Annotated in this window: 18 protein-coding genes; 7 read left to right on the top strand and 11 right to left on the bottom strand. The window is 39.0% G+C overall.

The window, feature by feature from the left end:
• Positions 1-20: 20 nt before the first annotated feature.
• On the bottom strand, positions 21-968 hold the full coding sequence (locus M9R32_RS13615; protein WP_269927293.1) for a DMT family transporter: 948 nt from the start codon (positions 966-968) through the stop codon (positions 21-23).
• A gap of 184 nt (positions 969-1,152) precedes the next feature.
• Here M9R32_RS13615 and M9R32_RS13610 point away from each other — a divergent pair, with 184 nt between their 5' ends.
• Entirely contained in the window at positions 1,153-1,632 is a 480-nt protein-coding gene (locus tag M9R32_RS13610) for an Lrp/AsnC family transcriptional regulator (protein WP_269927292.1), read from the top strand.
• A gap of 171 nt (positions 1,633-1,803) precedes the next feature.
• On the opposite strand, the gene M9R32_RS13605 is transcribed toward M9R32_RS13610, so the two are convergent.
• Both M9R32_RS13605 and M9R32_RS13600 read right to left on the bottom strand, forming a co-directional pair.
• Positions 1,804-2,193 carry a hypothetical protein gene (locus M9R32_RS13605; RefSeq protein ID WP_269927291.1) on the bottom strand — a complete coding sequence of 130 codons (390 nt, stop codon included), beginning with the start codon at positions 2,191-2,193 and terminating at the stop codon, positions 1,804-1,806.
• Between the two features lie 390 nt (positions 2,194-2,583).
• The gene (locus M9R32_RS13600; protein ID WP_269927290.1) at positions 2,584-3,210 is read right to left on the bottom strand and encodes a protein kinase family protein; all 627 of its coding nucleotides are present in this window, start codon (positions 3,208-3,210) and stop codon (positions 2,584-2,586) included.
• Positions 3,211-3,601: 391 nt separating this feature from the next.
• Between M9R32_RS13600 and M9R32_RS13595 the strand changes: the two genes are divergently transcribed.
• Positions 3,602-4,606, top strand: a complete 1,005-nt coding sequence (locus tag M9R32_RS13595) for an EAL domain-containing protein (RefSeq protein WP_269927289.1) — start codon at positions 3,602-3,604, stop codon at positions 4,604-4,606.
• Between the two features lie 154 nt (positions 4,607-4,760).
• Here the strand turns inward: M9R32_RS13595 and M9R32_RS13590 are convergent, their stop codons facing one another.
• Positions 4,761-5,024, bottom strand: a complete 264-nt coding sequence (locus M9R32_RS13590; protein ID WP_269927288.1) for a hypothetical protein — start codon at positions 5,022-5,024, stop codon at positions 4,761-4,763.
• Between the two features lie 277 nt (positions 5,025-5,301).
• Between M9R32_RS13590 and M9R32_RS13585 the strand changes: the two genes are divergently transcribed.
• Together M9R32_RS13585 and M9R32_RS13580 are read left to right on the top strand one after the other, a co-directional pair.
• On the top strand, positions 5,302-5,814 hold the full coding sequence (locus M9R32_RS13585; RefSeq protein ID WP_269927287.1) for a GNAT family N-acetyltransferase: 513 nt from the start codon (positions 5,302-5,304) through the stop codon (positions 5,812-5,814).
• 237 nt (positions 5,815-6,051) lie between these two features.
• The gene (locus tag M9R32_RS13580; protein ID WP_269927286.1) at positions 6,052-7,035 is read left to right on the top strand and encodes an NAD(P)/FAD-dependent oxidoreductase; all 984 of its coding nucleotides are present in this window, start codon (positions 6,052-6,054) and stop codon (positions 7,033-7,035) included.
• A gap of 70 nt (positions 7,036-7,105) precedes the next feature.
• Here the strand turns inward: M9R32_RS13580 and M9R32_RS13575 are convergent, their stop codons facing one another.
• The 3 genes from M9R32_RS13575 to M9R32_RS13565 form a co-directional block, all read right to left on the bottom strand.
• Positions 7,106-7,732, bottom strand: a complete 627-nt coding sequence (locus M9R32_RS13575; protein WP_269927285.1) for a YczE/YyaS/YitT family protein — start codon at positions 7,730-7,732, stop codon at positions 7,106-7,108.
• A 166-nt stretch (positions 7,733-7,898) separates the two neighbouring features.
• A complete protein-coding gene (locus M9R32_RS13570) occupies positions 7,899-8,558 on the bottom strand; it encodes a type 1 glutamine amidotransferase domain-containing protein (protein WP_269927284.1) in 660 nt (219 codons plus the stop codon).
• A gap of 119 nt (positions 8,559-8,677) precedes the next feature.
• On the bottom strand, positions 8,678-9,160 hold the full coding sequence (locus M9R32_RS13565) for a hypothetical protein (protein WP_269927283.1): 483 nt from the start codon (positions 9,158-9,160) through the stop codon (positions 8,678-8,680).
• A gap of 274 nt (positions 9,161-9,434) precedes the next feature.
• Between M9R32_RS13565 and M9R32_RS13560 the strand changes: the two genes are divergently transcribed.
• A complete protein-coding gene (locus tag M9R32_RS13560; protein WP_269927282.1) occupies positions 9,435-10,097 on the top strand; it encodes a GntR family transcriptional regulator in 663 nt (220 codons plus the stop codon).
• A gap of 54 nt (positions 10,098-10,151) precedes the next feature.
• Here M9R32_RS13560 and brnQ read toward each other — a convergent pair whose 3' ends face one another.
• On the bottom strand, positions 10,152-11,510 hold the full coding sequence (gene brnQ / locus M9R32_RS13555) for a branched-chain amino acid transport system II carrier protein (RefSeq protein ID WP_269927281.1): 1,359 nt from the start codon (positions 11,508-11,510) through the stop codon (positions 10,152-10,154).
• 767 nt (positions 11,511-12,277) lie between these two features.
• On the bottom strand, positions 12,278-13,921 hold the full coding sequence (locus M9R32_RS13550; protein WP_269927280.1) for an FAD-binding dehydrogenase: 1,644 nt from the start codon (positions 13,919-13,921) through the stop codon (positions 12,278-12,280).
• A gap of 244 nt (positions 13,922-14,165) precedes the next feature.
• On the opposite strand from M9R32_RS13550, the gene trhO reads away from it, so the two are divergent.
• The gene (gene trhO / locus M9R32_RS13545; RefSeq protein ID WP_269927279.1) at positions 14,166-15,140 is read left to right on the top strand and encodes an oxygen-dependent tRNA uridine(34) hydroxylase TrhO; all 975 of its coding nucleotides are present in this window, start codon (positions 14,166-14,168) and stop codon (positions 15,138-15,140) included.
• 169 nt (positions 15,141-15,309) lie between these two features.
• Here trhO and M9R32_RS13540 read toward each other — a convergent pair whose 3' ends face one another.
• Positions 15,310-16,656: a GntP family permease gene (locus tag M9R32_RS13540; RefSeq protein ID WP_269927278.1), complete on the bottom strand. Its 1,347-nt coding sequence runs from the start codon at positions 16,654-16,656 to the stop codon at positions 15,310-15,312.
• Positions 16,657-16,668: 12 nt separating this feature from the next.
• The gene (locus M9R32_RS13535) at positions 16,669-17,805 is read right to left on the bottom strand and encodes a glycerate kinase (protein ID WP_269927277.1); all 1,137 of its coding nucleotides are present in this window, start codon (positions 17,803-17,805) and stop codon (positions 16,669-16,671) included.
• Positions 17,806-17,929: 124 nt separating this feature from the next.
• On the opposite strand from M9R32_RS13535, the gene M9R32_RS13530 reads away from it, so the two are divergent.
• Positions 17,930-19,000 (top strand): CdaR family transcriptional regulator, encoded by a 1,071-nt coding sequence (locus tag M9R32_RS13530; RefSeq protein ID WP_269927276.1) that lies wholly within the window; start codon positions 17,930-17,932, stop codon positions 18,998-19,000.
• Positions 19,001-19,260 lie beyond the last annotated feature (260 nt).

The following is a 19,260-nucleotide window of genomic DNA, read 5'->3' as shown; positions in this document are numbered from 1 at the left end:
CCTAGGTTCGTTTTCATTTTTCACATTTTCAATTGTTTTCGAACGAAAGCGACAGTGACACTCTTTTCTCCAAATAGATGCAGTATATCGGGAACCTGCTTCGTTTTAAAATATGTGAACAATAAGCAGCCTGTGATGACAATTAAACTTCCGAATCCTTGTATCCACGTCATCCGTTCCCCAAGAATAAAATAAGCAAGAATGGCAGTGAAGATTGGATTGAAATTCAGGAAAATACCTGAAGTTGTGGCACCTATTTTTTGAACGGCCAAGTTCCATAACAACATACAGATGACCGTAGATACGACACCTGTGTATAAAATCGATTGGATAAATGTTGCATCCACTTTTGTAACTGTAAAATCATGAACATTAAAAGGAATCAACATGATCACACCGAAAACTCCTGAATACAAAGTCGCTTTCAAAGGTGTTGTATATTTCATCGCCCACTTACTGATTACGGAATACAAACCCCATATGCATACCGCAGCCATCATCAATAAGTCGCCTTTATTAAAACCAATGGAAAACAGCACTTCAACATGCCCTTTTGTGAGAACCAACAGGACGCCCATGAAAGAAATAAACATAGAACCTAACTGGAACTTGTTAATTTTCTCTTTTAAAAACAAGAATGAAAATAAAGCAATGGAAAACATGTTAAAGGTTGAAATCAAACCGACATTTGTTGCAGAAGTGAACTCTAAAGACAGGAATTGAAAAAGATTAAACAAAACGACTCCAGATGCCCCCATTAATACCAGTGGTAGGATGGCTTTTCGGTTTAACAACAAACTTCTTTCTTTCCACCACACAATTGGAATAAGGCAAATGACTGCAATTAACCATCTTAGTGTTGTCAGTGTCATAGGAGAAGCATGGTCCACTAATGATTTCCCAACAACAAAATTGCCTCCCCATAACAAACTTGTAAACAACAACAACGAATAATATATGTATGGCAAGTCATTCAACCCCCTTTTACTATTAAGCTAATATTAACACCTCCATCGCTTTGACAATATATTATTTTGCTATATCCGTTGATTTCAAAATAAACAAAAGAATATACTGTAATTACTTTATATTATTCCACCAGCAACTTCTCAAGCATGCCATTTTAGAATAAAAATGAAAGAGGTAAAATACATGGAATCATTAATTAGCAAAGTACTCGATCCAATTGATATCCAAATTCTCGATATTCTGCAAAGAGACGCGAACATTAGTAATGCAGAACTCGGTCGGCAGGTGAGTTTGTCACCCCCAGCCACACATGCACGCATTAAACGTTTAGAAATGGAAGGATACATCAATAGGCAAGTCGCGATTCTCGATCAACAGAAACTGGGCTTCGACTTGTTGTGTTACATCTTTATCAGCACCGACATCCATCAAGCAGAGAAACTTGAAGTATTGGAAAAGAACTTGGAAGCCCTTCCTGCCGTTCTTGAGTGTCATTGTCTAACAGGTGAATACGATTACTTATTAAAAGTGGCTAACAAAAACCGGCACGAACTTGAACAGTTCATTCGAATACTGAACAAACTGGGCATCTCACGCATCCAGACCAGCCTTGTCCTTCGTGAAATCAAACACTCCACCGTCCTACCGATTAATAATTCATAAGCAGTTCAAGAAAGAAAAGTTTCTTCTTCCAGAAAAAAAGGAAAGCTGCGGTCGCAGATTTCCTTAACTAATTAGCTTTATTACTCGGTCTATTCGCGTTCTCAGGAGTTCTCAGGAGTTCTCTTCGCGTTAACAAGTGGAATTAGCATCGCATTTAGCAGGTATCTTTTCTTATGATAAAGTTATAAATAAACATAAGAAAAAAGCGATACTTGATAATGGTGTCATAACAAACCTTTCTTTCTTACTTTTAGAAATAAGGTTTGTTATTGTATTTAAGCCGAGGAATATTGTAATGGCCCAAACTAATATGTTTGTAGGTAAAAAATTTAAACCATTTAAGACATCAGTGTGTTGTAGAAAAACAAAGCCCATAAATAAAAGGATAATGGCATTTATTATACTCACAATACGTAATTTTTTAGGTAAAACCTTATAAAGACCTCCCATTGCATACTCGCCTAATGGATAACCAAGCGAAAGGAATACTTGAAAGACCGATATGGACAAAAAAATAATGGCAACAACAATTGATGATATATAGACAAACCCCATTTCCATACATTACCTCCTAATTCACTTTATTCTACCTTGATTTAAATTATCATTCTTCAGCTAACCTTCCTCGTTAGCTGAATATAGCAACAATCCCCATTTTTCCGATGCAATATAAAATTGAATTAAATGAGATGTAGATTGGCACGGCAATTAGCATAGCAAGTAACAGATATTTTAGTTGCATTACGTAATGTGACCAAATAGGCTGCCAATTTAATAGCTAATAATAAAGATTTTAACGCAATAACGCTGATATCAATAAACAAAGGAATACCAATTTAATTGCTAATTGATATTCCTTTTGTGTTTTATTTTAAGTTTTTGCACCTCTGAAGAGAAAATTCATGAAAAACTGTCGCCCTTCTAATTTGCTAATAAAATTGATGAGAAATGTTAATCCATCTTCGATGCTGACAACTGATGCGGAATCAGCTGTTTTTTATAAAAGAATGCAACGGTGTTCATAACAGTTGCAGGAATTTTTTTCGGAAAATACCGCTTCGTATAATAATGGGAATACACCGCTTTTAAATCGTTCCACTGGGTACAATCTTTCGTCTGCCTGAATCGAGCGACATCAATCAGCTTGATTTCATTTGTAGCTGTAATAAAAATATTCCTTAAGTGAATATCCGATGGATTAAGCCCTCTTTCTAAAGCCATTGATAAAGCGCGATCGATTTCATCGATATGCTCTGACGTGATAGGAAATCCTTGATTCACGCATTCAAAAAGCGTACGTCCTTCTATATAATCCATGACAATATAGTTCGGTCCCGCATCGTAAATGGTCGGGAAATACGAGATATCCTGTAATGCTTTATAAATATCCGCTTCTTCTTTTGCGATATATGTGAATTCGGGAAAAAAGACTTTGATGGCTTTACTGGAAGCCTCAATTCGAAAGACAAATGCACTTCTTCCGGTACCTACCAGCTTCAACGCATCGTCATAACGAAGAAGTCGATTTTTCTTTGCGGAAATGACGACTGATTTTGCAAGTTCTTGATAAGTTTCCAAGCTCAGACCCCCTATTCTAGTATAATCAATAAAAAGAGACGTTATAACCAACTACTGGTCACAACGCCTCTCAGAAATAAAAGACCTCACCAAATAATTGGTAAGGTCTCGCAAACAACTTCTGTTGCCATCAAAGCCGAGGAAAACATCCTGTATTGACGACTTTGCTGTATAGCTACTCCCCTTAATGGAAGATTGAGTATGAACTTTGTCCTTTAATTATAAATTTCACACGACCCTCCGTCAATTAACTTGATTTGAGGGTTTTTTGTTTAAATAAACCCTTGCTATTTTTTTAGAAAATTAAAACAAACAACGTCAAAATTATTGCGATATTCGAAATTTATTGTGATACTTAAGTTTCATACATAATAAAATACGAGGTGCTTTAATGACTAATTGCGTACACTGCGGAATTTCATTTGATTTTTATGAAGAAGGTTTTTTATTTATTGAATCCAACCATATTCACCCACATATGACAGCCGCGTACCACATGATGAACGACTATATTGCTTATATGCCTTATACATCATTTTCCACTATAGAAGATGAACTAAATCGACTTAAACATGTTGCCGATTTAAGAATGGGACTTTCTCGTACAAACAAACCTGAAAGACTAATTGATTTAAAGACTTTCGAGTTGCGTTTTCATGAAAAAGATACGGTCAACTTAATTCAACACGGTGAATTGGTTAGTTATCTGCAACCAATCGTTTCACTTCAGACTAATGAAGTATATGGATACGAATCGCTTCTTCGCACCACTAATTCTCACGTATCTTTATCACCCGGGAAATTATTTGATGTCGCTACCAAAACAGGACTGCATTCATTATTGGATCAGCGTGCCCGTGAAACAGCTGTAAAAGCCCGCAAAGCAAAGGTGCCCGCGGGATTAAAAAGCTTTATTAATTTCTTGCCATCTACAATCTACAACCCAGATTTTTGCTTACAACATACATTTAAAATTGTTGAAAAATATCAAGTGAATCCTCAAGACTTAGTATTTGAAGTAGTTGAAACCGAAAAAATAGTCGACGTAATTCATTTGAAGACCGTTTTGGATCGCTACAAAAAAGAAGGCATGAAAGTGGCATTGGACGACGTAGGATCTGGATTCTCTACCTTGGATATGTTGGAGATGCTAAAGCCTGATTATGTAAAAATTGATCGATCCTATATCAGTTTCTGTGATCAAGACCAAAATAAAATCGATTTCCTGAAAGAAGCCAACAAACGTGCACAGGCATTGGGAATTGTGACATTAGCAGAAGGAATCGAACGAATCGAAGAAGCACAAGTGTGTAAAAGTCTAGGGTATGACCTGGGACAAGGTTATCTTTTCGGTAAACCCGCTGAATCACCAAAGATGACTATCAATATTGGGTAAATTCAAAGAAAGTGAGTGCCTCTTACAGGCGCTTGCTTTTTTCCCTATTGGCTCCAACATACAACACGGTTCGATTCTTCATTTCTCAGACCAATTTATTAATAATTAAAAAATCCGCACAACCCGTTTTTTCGAGTGTGCGGATTTGCTTTATCTAATTAAAGTTGCGACCTTGTCTATTTGCAATATCATGCGTCAAATCATTCAGGTCTTGTTCATTTTGATTGGTATTGGATTGATTGTTCAAGTCTTTTTCACTTTGTTGATCCGGTTGATTATTTTGACCCTGTGCAACACGGTTATCGTGCAACTTTTGATTTTGCTCCATTTCTTTTTCGTTTTCTTCTTGCTGCTTTTGTCGTTTTTCAAGTTCTATAGGTTCCGGTTCAAATTCAGGAAACTTCTCTTTTTCATTCATGTGTAATGCCTCCTTCTGAATTTTCGTCTTATGCTTATTATTCCCTTTTGTTCGAAGAAAAAACACAGGACTTTTAAAACGCAGTTAAACCCTCTATATCGTGTCTTATGAAAGCATTTTTATACCACCAAATGTAGGGAAATAATTTTTTTCAGCAAACGGGCCGTATTCTGAAAGTTGGAAGGGAATAAAAAGGAGCATCTCGAATTGTAAATTAGTAGTTTTATCTTTTATTTTAAAAGTAAGTGCAAGCATATTTGATATTGAGGTGAAAAAAATGAGTGAGGAAATCAGGATTGAAATAATTGATGCGCTTAGTGGAGATGAGATAGAACAGTTATCAGAATTACTGATAGAAGTAGTAAATGAAGGTGCTTCTATTGGTTTTTTACCCCCTTTTAAAGAAGTGGAAGCGAGAGCTTATGTGGAATCAATAATAGAACCTTCTAACTTATTATTAGTAGCCAAGATAGAGGATAAAATTGTTGGTAGCGTTCAATTACAATTAGCAAATAAGCCTAACGCTAGTCATAGAAGTGAAATTGCAAAATTAATGACACATCCAAGATTTCAACGTAAAGGTATAGGTCGCTTACTTATGAGTAAGGCAGAAGATTTAGCAAGAGAAAATAATCGTTCATTAATGATTTTAGATACAAGAGAAGGTGACCCATCAAATCTTCTATATAATTCATTAAACTACATTGAAGCTGGTCGAATTCCTAATTATGCTATGTCCGCAAACGGGCAATTAGACACAACGGTCTACTACTACAAATCTTTACTTTAGTAAGAGTACTATTTTTAAAAATTAATTATCCAATTTGTTTTACGTCATTACGTATACGAATCCAGAAGGAAAACATAAGATTATTTTGGAGAAACTCTAATAAGACTCACTATCTTGAAATTATAGACATCTCATCCTTTCGACTGAAATGTACGGGATTTTGCGTACATCTCCAAGGTTAGTGGTAGAATACTGGTAAACACTTTAGACACTTTATGGACAAGGGGCTTGATTTTCATGAAAGTTTATGACGTTACCATAGTAGGCGCTGGTCCTACTGGATTATTCACAGCTTTTTACGGCGGCATGCGCCAGATGTCAGTCAAGATTATCGAAAGTTTACCTAATGTCGGCGGCCAATTAACGGCACTTTATCCCGAAAAATACATATATGATATTGCCGGTTTCCCTAAAGTACGTGCAAAAGATTTAGTAGCCAATTTATCTGAGCAACTATCCATTTTCTCTCCCACTATCGTCACAGATCAATCCGTAGAAGATATGACAAGACTGGATGATGACACATGGCAACTGACAACTGAAAAAGAGACTCACTTAACAAAATCAGTCATTTTCACAACTGGGAATGGCGCTTTTGAACCGAAGCGTCTGGAACATGAAGAAGCAGCTAAATACGAAGGAACCCAACTTCATTATTTTGTGGACGATATGGGCAAATTTGCAGGAAAAGACGTTGTTTTATTTGGTGGCGGTGATTCAGCCGTCGATTGGGCTCTTATGCTTGAACCCATTGCAAACTCAGTAACGTTGGTTCATCGACGCGATTCTTTCCGTGCACATGAGCATAGCCTGGAATTGCTCCAACAATCATCGGTAGTTATCAAGACACCATTTGTAGTGGACCACTTTGAGCCTGAAGGTGATAATTTCACCCATGTGGCTGTACGTAATTCAGATGGTACGATTGAGTTGTTAAAAGCCGATCATGTCATCGTCAACTATGGATTCCGATCACATATCGGGAACATGAAAAATTGGGGCATGGAGATGGATAAACACGCAATCAAAGTCAATTCCAAAATGGAAACGACACTGCCTGGTGTATATGCCGTCGGAGATAGCAATACGTATGATGGCAAAGTTAAACTGATCGTTTGTGGATTTGGTGAAGCACCTATTGCCATTAATTCCGCGAAACACTTTGTGGACCCAGAAACGAAGAAACACATGAAGCATTCAACCGATTTATTTTCACATTAAGTCAGAAGACGAATTGTGGACAGGAAAAAGAGCAGTGAATTCTTAATGAATTCACTGCTCTTTTGTATATCTATTGCAATATAGACTCTTTACATAAACGTTCACGTAATTTCGTTACCGGACGATAGAAGAACTGAATCATGGGACCGATTACGAGAGCAACAAAAATCGTCCCCAAACCAATAGGTCCATCAAGTATGAAAGCAATGACCAGTACACCAAGCTCCATCATCGTTTTCGATACAGCCATGCTTTTTCCAGTCAATGTTTGAATCGCCATCATCAAGGTATCCATAGGATTCCGTGCAATGGTAGATTGCAGATAACAAGCAATGCCCACAGCAATTACTGCAATCCCACCAACCAGCATCGCGAATCGAATTGGAAGAACCGGTGCCTGATAATTAGCAAAAACAAATAATAACCAAAAATCAATCAAAAAACCAACCGTCACTACAGGTATCACAGCTGAAATATCTATTCGTTCTCTTAAAAGCAGTGCATTGATGAAAATGAGTAAAATGCCCACAATAAAGATCCACGTACCGACACTTAGACCAAATAGATTATTCAGTCCAACATACATGGCATCCCAGGGACCTGCACCTAAATCAGCCAATATCATTAAACTAATGCCCAAAGACAGAAACGTTAAGCCAACTAAGTAAAATACAGCGACAATAATACGATTTTTCATAAAAACTCCTTTATATTCCGTCCAAATGAATGATTGCACCATCTTATCATGAATTAAACGAGTTTCACTAATTTTTCAATTCACAAAAAATAGCCTTTTCACTGTTTATGTGAAAAAGCCATTACTTAATTAAAGGACTGCACACTATTATGTGCAGTCCTAATTTTTATCCTAATTGTTTAATTAACTCTTTAACGACCAATGGAGTGGATTGAGGATTTTGCCCGGTAATTAATTTACCATCAACCACAGATTTCTCCGACCAATTTGGTGCTGTTTCTACAGTTGCTCCGAGTTCACGCAACTTGCTTTCCAATAAAAATGGCATTAGCGAATCAAAAGTAGTGTCGCGTTCTTCTGCATCTGTAAATGCACTTACACGTTTCCCTTTAACCAATGGCTCCCCATTTGAAAGGGTTGGTCCAACTAATCCTGCAGGGCCATGGCATACTGAAACGACGTACTTATCGGCTTCAGTAAATTCTCGCAGTAGCGATTGCAATTTTTTATTTTCTGGGAAGTCAAACATTGTTCCGTGACCACCTGGAAGGAAAATAACATCATAATCGCCCATTTCTACTTCTTCAATTGATACAGTATCAGCTAAATATTTCTCTGCATCTAAAATTTCTTGCGGAGTATTCTCATCGATGCTGCCTGGATCTACAGGCGCTTTGCCACCCTTAATACTACTGATTGTTACATCATAACCTTGTTTTTTGAATTCCAAATAGGCATCTGCAAATTCGGAAAGCCATGTTCCTGTTGGTTTATCGTCACCCATTTGGTCAGCACTTGTTAATACCATTAATATTTTCTTAGTCATTTAAATTCCTCCTGGCATTTATTATTTCTATCATAGATAAGCCATACTAAAATCATCACTTTTCTTATATACCCATAATTGAAAGTAAAAAACGTTTGGATGCACATGACGAAATGACGTTACATTGTCGGGTTATTTTTGAACGGTTTCTTGCGAATGAGATTCCAAACAGCCATTCCGTCACTCGGGTTCTCCCCATGCCAAATGGGAAAGAGGGAAAAGAAAATGAAATAGAAAGAAAAATAAACGAATTGATATAGGAATATCCCCGGATCTAGTTCCCGCATTAATATCAATCCATTCAAAAGTAAAATACTGGTCAAATTAAAAATGGATCCACCTAAATAGACCAAAATCAGCTGCCATCTACTCCCTTTTTTAGCTAGAGCAATGTATTCACACCAACCATCATAAAAGTACAATCGTCGAATATGAAGATGTCCAATTTTCGTCAAGACTTTCCCCGAGCCAATATGCATATTCACTTCTCCACCAAAAAGACGTGCAAAAAACATATGACCCATCTGATGTAGAATCGTCACAAGAGGCATTACTAGGAAAAAAGAAAAGAAAAATTTCCACATATCGTTAAATCCAAACATTACGCCACCCGCTTTCTAGTCTCTAATGAATAGGTCAGTGTACGAGAAGCCTGGCATGAATTCAAATATAATCATTCCAATCTCAGTGGTAATTATGTCCATCTGACTTCACTTCTTCTTCAGTTTGGCGTTATCCACCTTTATTTATTACTTAAAGTTTTACAAAACATAAATGGTAGACGGCGATATATCACATACAGAGTATTTGTTGTATAATGGAAAAAACCACATTTTTGTACATATTATTTCTGGATACGAAAGGTTGTTTCAAGTTATGCCGATACCCATTAATCACGCAAAACCTATTCGAATCTCTGCGAAAGAGAATGCTTTCAATCAATTACAGCAATGGATCATCGACGGCACTTTACGTCCTGAAGAAAAATTGAATGATACGGAATTGGCGCAAGCATTGGGCGTCAGCCGCACACCTATCCGAGAGTCGTTACAGTTACTTGAAGTCCAAGGATTTGTCGAAATGTTCCCTGGGAAAGCAACGCAGGTCACTACTGTAAAAAAGAAAGATATTAAGGATTTACTTCCTCCACTGGCCTCACTGCAAGCCCTGTCTGCAGAGTTGGCAATCGCTAATTTAGATGATGAAACGATAAATATGATGGAAGATACGAATGAGCGATTTTCACAAGCAATCCAGTCAAAAGACTATTTTTCAGCCTTGAAAATTGATGAAGAATTTCATCAGATTATTGTGGATGCTGCTAATAACCCATACATAACCGCAATGGTAGCAAATCTCCAAGCGCATGTACGTCGCTTGTTCTTCCATAATTCAATTGTCCTGACGACCAACTCAATCCAGGAGCATGCGACCATCATCGAATTGCTGAAAAAACGTGATGCTACAAGCGTCTCCCAAGTAATGAGAGATAATTGGCTGCGTGCTATTGAAGAATTTTATACCCGTGAAGATCTTTAATAAGTAAAACCCCAAATCTCAAATGTATTAGAGAGATTTGGGGTTTTCGTTTGTTTATTGTGCATAAGCGAATGATACTTTTTTTACGTAAGCCAGAATTCCTGTAATCACCATGACGATGAGAGAAGGAATTAGCCAGCCAAGACCTTGGCTGTATAAAGGTAGATAGCTTTCATAAAACGATATAATCGGTTTCATCCATTCGAAATACTCCATATTCAATGATGTACACAAAGTTTTCAATCCATCCACACTACTCACCATTAATGTCACAACAGTCGCAGAAACATAGACTAAACGAGAATGCTTAAACAATGGTGATGCGAACGTCAGGATAATCAAGACAATTGCCAATGGATACAAGAACATCAATACCGGAATGGAGTATGTGATAATATTCGACAACCCGATATTGGCAATGATAAATGAAAATACAGAAAAGCCGATGGTAAATAATTTATAACTTACATTTGGGAACAGACTATGGAAATACTCCCCACATGCAGTGATCAGTCCAATACTCGTTGTTAGACACGCAAGAAAAATAATGACTGCCATTAAGAGCGTCCCGAATGTTCCAAAATAATACGAAGCAGTATTTGAAAGCACTGGTCCACCCGTTTCAAACAAGCCAAACATTTCAGTACTCGTTGCCCCTAAATAGGCAATTCCAACATAAATTACACCAAGTAAAACCGTCGCTACTCCGCCTGCTTTAGCTGTAGCTTTCAAAATGCCTTGAGTGGATTTAACACCCATCTTCCGAATAATATCAATAACGATAATCCCAAATACTAGTGACGCCAAAGCATCCATCGTATTGTAGCCTTCCGTGAAACCTTTCATGAAAGCCCCGTTGGCATACGATTCCTGTGGTGCCTGAATGGAACCTAGCGGATTGACGATTACCATGACAAGCAAAATGCCAAGCAGAACTAAAATAGCTGGCGATAATAACTTCCCGATTCGGTCAACCATTTTAGACGGATTCAAGGATAACCAAAGTGTTACACCGAAGAAAATAGAGGTAAAGATAAGTAGCCCGATCTGTTCATGACCTGCACCTAAAAATGGAGCTACGCCAATATCATAAGAAACCGCACCCGTTCTTGGAATCGCGAATAATGGCCCGATTGTTAAATACAGCAAGGCGGTGAAAATGATTCCATAGACTGGATGAATGCGACTTGCAAGATCCTGTAAACTGCGACTACCTGAGAATCCCATTGCGAGAATGCCTAGAAAAGGCAAACCAATACCAGTTAACAAAAAGCCCCCGACAGCCAGCCACACATTAGAGCCTGCATTTTGACCGAGTGTAGCCGGGAAAATCAAATTACCTGCACCAAAAAATAAAGCAAACAGCATCATTCCAATAAAGGAGTAGGCTGATAACGACAATTTTTTATCCATATCTATTACCTCCTGGCATACTATCATTCTATTTATTCTTATCTAGCGATATATTGCATACAGAAACTATTACTGTCAGTAATCCTACTCTCTTTTAAAACGAAATGCAATATATTGCATAAAATATTTTAAATTTTTAACCTAATTAGATATATTAGGTACCCTAATCTCTGCTATGAGGCTTTTGAGAGTGAGATTACTTGACCAGGTTGACAGAGTGTGGGTCCAGGTAGACAGAATGAATGTCCAGGTAGACAGTTCTGCTTTCCAGGTTGACAGAACGAGAGTCCAGGTTGCACAAAATCATTTTAACGACAAAAAACGTCTGCCCCAAATTAGGGCAGACGTTTCCATTGAACAATAAGTTAAGCGTTGGTAGCATAATACCAAGCCAAATATAAACTAATCCCCGATAAGAAAAATAAAGGGATCGAATACTTGCGGGTTCTCCTTAGTTTAAAACCATACGCACCAAGAAAAATGGCAGCTGCCAACTTGGAACCACTATCGTAATAGAGATTATAAGAGAAAAATGTGTTACTAAAAATAACTGATGCGAGGAAAGTGGTTGAAACCAGTAACTTAAACCATAATGGCTCTTGTAGGAATGTTAAGAAAAAAATGTTAATCCGTTTCAAACGTTTCCCCCTTCAAAAGCTAACATAAAAAACTCTACACATATTATGCTTACATAATGAAAAAATTCCACTTTCGAATATGTCAGGCACTAAGTTCAACTTATGTTGTACAATTAGCACAAACAACCGTTACTCAGACAATGCCCTTCCTACCTGCCTTCCCGTAAACAAACATCCCCCAAGGAACGTCCCTTCAAGAGAGCGATACCCATGAACTCCACCACCGCCAAAGCCACATACTTCACCGGCAGCGTATAAACCCGGAACCGGTTCTCCATCCACATTCAACACACGTCCAGACAAATCTGTTTGCAGACCGCCGAGTGTTTTTCGACTGATGATATTCAATCGTACCGCAATCAACGGTCCATTTTTCGAGTCTAAGAATTTGTGGGGAGAAGCGACGCGAATCAATTTGTCCCCTATGTAATTTCTCGCACCACGAAGTGCTGTTACTTGTAAATCTTTTGTGAAAGTATGATCCATTTCACGGTCTCGTGCTATAATTTGTCGCTTCATTTCATCCACTTGAATGAGTCCATCTCCAGTTAGACGATTCATCCCTTCAACCAATTCTTCCAAAGTATTTGCCACAATAAAATCTTCGCCTTTTTCCATGAAGGCTTTAACTGGCGCAGTCGGACCTGGCAAAACACGTGCCAGCACCTGGCGAATACTTTTTCCGGTCAAATCAGGATTTTGCTCGGAGCCTGATAATGCAAATTCTTTTTCAATGACTTTTTGCGTTAACACAAACCATGAATAATCAAAGCCTGTCTTTTGAATGGTTTCTAGAGTACCGAGCGTATCAAAACCAGGGAAATTCGGTGCAGGGAAACGTTTACCGGTTGCGTCAAACCACATCGAAGAAGGTCCTGGCAAAATGCGAATTCCATGTTTAGCCCAAACCGGATTCCAGTTGGTAATCCCTTCGGTATAATGCCACATGCGGTCACGATTGACGATTCTTCCTCCAACCGCTTCTGTGATTCCAAGCATCCGGCCATCCACATGGGCAGGCACTCCAGAAATCATGCGAGTCGGTGCTTTTCCTAACCTGGCCGGCCAGTTTTGGCGAATCAAATCAAAATTCGCTCCCAGCCCACCACTTGTCACGACAACTGCTTGGGCTTTCTCGCTAAATTCACCAACTGCGGACCTCGAGCTTACCTCGCCTCTGCCTGCCTCACTCGGTTCCAGAATCGCGCCTTTTACTCCCACAACCACTCCGCCTTCTATCAGCAACTCATCTACCCGATGCCTCGGACGGTAATCCACCAGTCCGTTTTCCATCGATTTTCGCATTTTCTCTTCAAATGGTCGGACAATTCCTGGCCCCGTACCCCATACAATGTGAAACCGCGGAACGGAATTGCCATGACCCTCCGCTAAGTAGCCGCCACGCTCTGCCCATCCAACCACAGGAAAGAACCGAATGCCTAATGATTTCAGCCACTCCCTTTTTTCTCCGGCTGCAAACTCAACGTAGGCCTGTGCCCACTGACGCCCCCAATAATCTTCATCTTCCCGGTCAAAACCAGCAGCTCCTTGCCAGTCCTGCCACGCCAATTCCAGTGAATCATGAATGCCAAGTCTACGTTGTTCCGGTGAATCCACTAAAAATAACCCCCCGAAGGACCACCAAGCCTGACCTCCAAGAGAGGCTTCCGGTTCCTGATCCAATAGCAGAACTCTTTTTCCCGCATCCGTTAGCTCTGCAGTTGCCACTAATCCTGCCAGCCCCGCACCTACCACAATTACATCTACCTTCATGCCATAACACCCCTATGATTTTTACTTTTCTAACATACTTATTCGAGAAAATAGGAACGTTATCCTTTAATGGTTTTTGTGATATCTGGATTACGCAGCTGGTTTCAATCCCCACTGATCATATATTTTTCACTTTTTATACATAATTTAACAGTGCTATTTCCTAATTAGCCCTGTTCTTTTCACCTCTTTTATGCTATATTTATTGATTGAATTACCATAAAAGTAAGGTGGTTAAATTACAATGGAAAACAATGCTTATCAAGTCTTGTTATATTATAAATATGTATTAATAGATGAACCTGAATTATTCGCACAAACTCATTTGGCTGCGTGTAAAGAAATCGGCTTATTGGGCCGTATTCTTGTATCCCACGAAGGTATTAACGGTACTGTTTCTGGCACGATTGAACAAACCCAAGCCTACATGGATATGATGAAGAGTGATGAACGTTTTGCAGATATGATGTGGAAAATCGATGCAGCGGACGGTCATGCTTTCAAAAAAATGCATGTTCGTGCGAAAAAAGAAGTGGTACATCTTGGTCTTGGAGAAGATGATATCAACCCAAACGAAATCACGGGTCAATACTTGTCGCCAACTGAGTTCTACGAAAAAATGCAACAGGACGATACAATCGTTATTGATGCACGTAATGACTATGAATTCGATTTAGGTCATTTCCGTGGGGCAGTTCGTCCGGAAATCAAAAACTTCCGTGACTTGCCACAATGGATGCGCGAAAACAAAGAACAATTCGAAGGCAAAAAGATTTTAACTTACTGCACAGGCGGAATTCGTTGTGAGAAATTCTCTGGCTGGTTAGTTAAAGAAGGTTACGAAGATGTCGGTCAACTTCACGGTGGTATCCACAATTACGGTACTGATCCAGAAGTGAAAGGGCAACTTTGGGACGGTCAAATGTACGTCTTTGATCAACGTATTGCTGTTCCAATTAATAAAGTTGAGCACGTCATTGTAGGTAAAGATCATTTTGACGGGTCTCCTTGTGAGCGCTATGTTAACTGTGCGAACCCGGAATGTAACGACAAAATTCTTTGTTCTGAAGAAAATGAACATCTTTACTTGCGCAGCTGTTCTGATGCTTGCCGTACACATCCACGCAACCGTTATATCGTGGAGCATGGCTTAAGTGAAGAACAAGTTCAAGCTAGACTTGAAGAAGTTGAACGTGTTAAAGAGTCTGTTAAAGCTTAAAATCTGCCTATATTACAAAGAGAGACGCAAAGTGATTTTGTCACTTCGCATCTCTCTTTTTTCAGTTAAAATAACCCCATCAATTGTTCAAATCAATGTTGATCCGAACTACTGATGGGGTTTTCTTTTCAAATGAAGCTAAATATCTACTGTTCTATAATTCTTCTGTTTAAACCATTATTACCCATAACAACATTGTCACAGCTATCGTCGTGATGCCCATTAACAATGTCGCCATTGTCATTGCCTTGTAGGCATCCGTTACTTTCATGCCACTATATTGCGTGACAACCCAGAAGAAACTATCATTAACGTGACTTACTGTCATGGCACCCGCACCGATCGCCATTACTACAAGAGCTAATGGAACAGCTCCTTCAATTCCAAGTTGCGGCAGTAATGGTGCAATTAATGAAGACGTAATAACAAGTGCAGCAGTAGAAGAACCTTGTGCTGTTTTAAGTGCTGCTGCGATTAAGAACGGTACTAATAAGAATAGAGCTCCAGTGGCAAGTGCGCCTAAATCCATATTTTGAAGAACTTCAGCGACGCCCGTGTTCTTAATGACTGTTCCGAATGCACCACCCGCACCGGTAATTAATAGAATAGGTGCTGACTCTTTAAGTGCTTCTCCAATCCAATTTGTTAATGTGTCTTCATTTAGCGCAGGTAATAATAAGAACGATGCCAAGACACCTAGTAATAACGCGACAGATGGTGATCCGAGAAATTTCAAGAAGTTAATCAAGCCACTTTCTTCTCCTGAAAGTGCAGCAATTGATCCGATCCCAATAAGAACGATTGGTAAAACAATCGGCAAAAATGATTTAAATGTAGATGGCATTTTGCCAAATGATTTGACGATGTCATCATAATTTAATTCCAGTGCTTCTTTATCCGCTTCTACCTCAATTTTCGACCCTACTTTTACTGCCCAGAAATAACCCACAATCGTCGCTGGAATTGCTAGTAACAGGCCGATTAAAATGATGGTTCCCAAATAATCAGTAGCTCCAATATTTCCAGCTGCAGCGATTGGTCCTGGTGTCGGAGGTACAAGGACATGTGTTGCAAATAATCCAGTCGCAAGTGCGATTCCCATAGAAGCGATCGTAACTTTTGCACGCTTAGCTAAAGCTTTTTTCAAGCTAGTTAGAATAATATAACCTGAATCACAAAACACCGGGATCGACACAATATATCCGATGACTGACATGGCTAGCTGTGGTCGCTTGTCCCCAAGAACCCGCAAAACTACTTCTGCCATCCTAAATGCAGCACCTGATTTCTCTAAAATAACCCCGATAATCGTTCCAGCCACAATGACAAGTCCAATACTGGTCATCAATCCACCAAAACCGGTATTTACATTTTCAACGATGGTTAACAACGGCATTCCTGAAGCAATCCCTACAAAAAACGCACTGAATAATAACGCTAAAAACGGATGAACTTTAAAAACAGCTGTTGCTACTACAATTAATACTACCCCTAGTAAAATAATGAAAAATAACATTCCGAATCCCCCCTATTTTTTCATTTGTTCATAAGATACAATCATTTGTTGCATTTGAATCTTTAAATAATGCGCTGGGTTTTCCATTGATTCTCTTTGTGTAACCTTTTCATTTACCACACTTCCAAGAACATCAAAATACAAACTCAAACTCTTTTTGCTAGATGGCTCTAGGTATCCAGACAATAACATCACAGGAATACCATGTTCCTTGGCTACTTTCGCAACACCATAAGGTGCTTTTCCAGACAGAGTCTGTTCATCTGATCTACCTTCTCCTGTAATGACTAAATCGGCATTTTTTATTTGTTCATGAAAACCGATTGCTTCCATGACAACTTCGATTCCTGGTTTCATGGTGAGAGGAAAAAATGCTTGAAAAGCTCCCCCTAAACCTCCTGCCGCTCCCGCACCTTGAAGATAATGAATGGATACTCCATATGTACGTTCTATAACATCTGCTAATGTCTTCAAATTTCGATCTAATATAGAGACATCCGATTCTGTAGCACCTTTTTGAGGACCAAAAACATGTGAAGCACCATTAGTACCGATAAATGGATTATCCACATCACAAGCAATGATAAACTTGGAATCTCTTATTCGAGGATCAAACTCAGACATGTCAATGTGCGATAACTGGTCAAGCGCTCCACCACCGCTTCCAAGGCTTGCCCCATCGCAATTTTGAAACTTCATACCAAGTGCTTTTAGCATGCCAACTCCACCATCATTGGTTGCACTGCCACCTATACCAACAATAAACTTTCGAAAACCTGCATCTAATGCATGCTTAATTAATTCACCTGTCCCGTAGGACGTTGCATTTAAAGGGTTTCTCTCCTCCTTATGTAAAAGTGTTAAACCAGACGCCTTTGCCATTTCGATTACACACGTCTCTTCATCACCTAAAACACCGTAATCAGCAGTTATTTTTCTTTCAAGTGGATCCTGTACAACAACAGGTACGAATCTTCCATTTGTAGCACTGATGAGGCTTTCTAAAGTCCCTTCCCCTCCATCAGCTACGGGCAATAGAAGTGTTTCAATCGACTGATCAAAAGCCCGTATTCCTGCTGCCATCGCTTGAGCAACTTTGTCAGCTGCCAAGCTTCCCTTAAATGAGTCAGGACTTATGACGATCTTCACTTCATTCCCTCCTTCGGTAAGCGCTTACAAAATAGTATAGTGATAAAAAAAGACAAATACATTATACTTGGAGTATGAATTTTCTGTTAATAAACAATGTTATTTTATACATGGCGGTGGGCATATGTTAACGAAACAGCTAGCAAATCAAATTGTAGAACAAACGATGATTCGTCTGAACCGAAATATTAATGTAATGGATACGAATGGCATGATTTTAGCTTCCGGCGAGCAAGACCGGGTGGAGAGAATCCACGAGGGAGCCTTACATGTTGCCAAAACGGAGAAACCTTTGTGGATTACTGAAGTAAACACCCATAAGTGGCCAGGGTCAAAACCAGGAATCAACATGCCCGTTTACTTTCAGCAGCAATTAATTGCCGTCATCGGTATTACGGGAAACCCAGAGGGGTTAAAAGACATTGCTACCCTTCTTCAGCTAACAACAGAAATGATGATTCATCAATCATTGATTGTTTCTAAGTCTGAATGGAAGAGAAAAATGAAAGAAATGGTATTTGAAGAGCTGATTTCGTCCACAACCTATCCTCCTGTTTTATACGAAAGATTAGACAGAATCGGATTTCCTCTACAGTCACCGTATGTCACGATTCTTTTAGAGCTGTCCTCCACTCAATATCATGGTGCGGTTCAGCAACTGGAAGATTACTTTGATAAAGATGAGGTAATGGTTGGACATTATCAATTAAATGAACTTTTCATTTTAACTGCTGGAATTAAAGTGGAGGAAGTCCATAAAAAGATTGAAAAGTTGCCTGCATTTTTGCAGAAAAACATATCCGTTCGTCTTGGTGCGGGCAAACCAGTAGAGACCATTGAAGAGATCCAACAATCCTTTCAAACTGCTAAACTAGCTTTACAATATGGACAACCTGAGAATAAAATCACTTTTTTTGAAGAAGTAGAAGTCCTTTCCTTGCTCAAAAAAAGCAACTCCACGGAAGCTAAACAATTTTCAAATCGAGTGCTACAAGGGCTGGATGAAAAATATTGCCATACGCTTGTAGAATTCTTTAAGTGTGATCAACAACTCGCCCTCTGTGCAGAAGCCTTAACGATTCATCGACATACGCTGACCTATCGTTTGAAGAAAATTCACGAAACAACTGGATACAATCCTGCCAGCTTCCAGGATGCACTCGTACTTCAACTAGCACTTTGGTTGGTAAGTTAATTACTCAACTTCAGTACAGAAAAAACAATTCCAATCTTCGAAGGAAGGTATTGTGCAGCTGTGGTTTTGAGAAAACACACTCTAAAAGATTCTTTTACAACGTGAACGTCGATTTTTCCTACGTCAACGCCACTTTTTCCTACGTGAACTCTTAAGCCCCCTTAAAGTTTTAGACACCATAAAGTAAGCGAGTTACAATATAACCAAACTTGTGAGCGGATGTTTAAATCGAATAGGAGGGGAAAGAAATGCCTAATAAG

The sequence above is a fragment of the Paenisporosarcina quisquiliarum genome, from assembly GCF_027563315.1.
Taxonomy (GTDB): domain Bacteria; phylum Bacillota; class Bacilli; order Bacillales_A; family Planococcaceae; genus Paenisporosarcina; species Paenisporosarcina quisquiliarum.
This window is presented reverse-complemented; position numbering and strand designations above follow the sequence as displayed.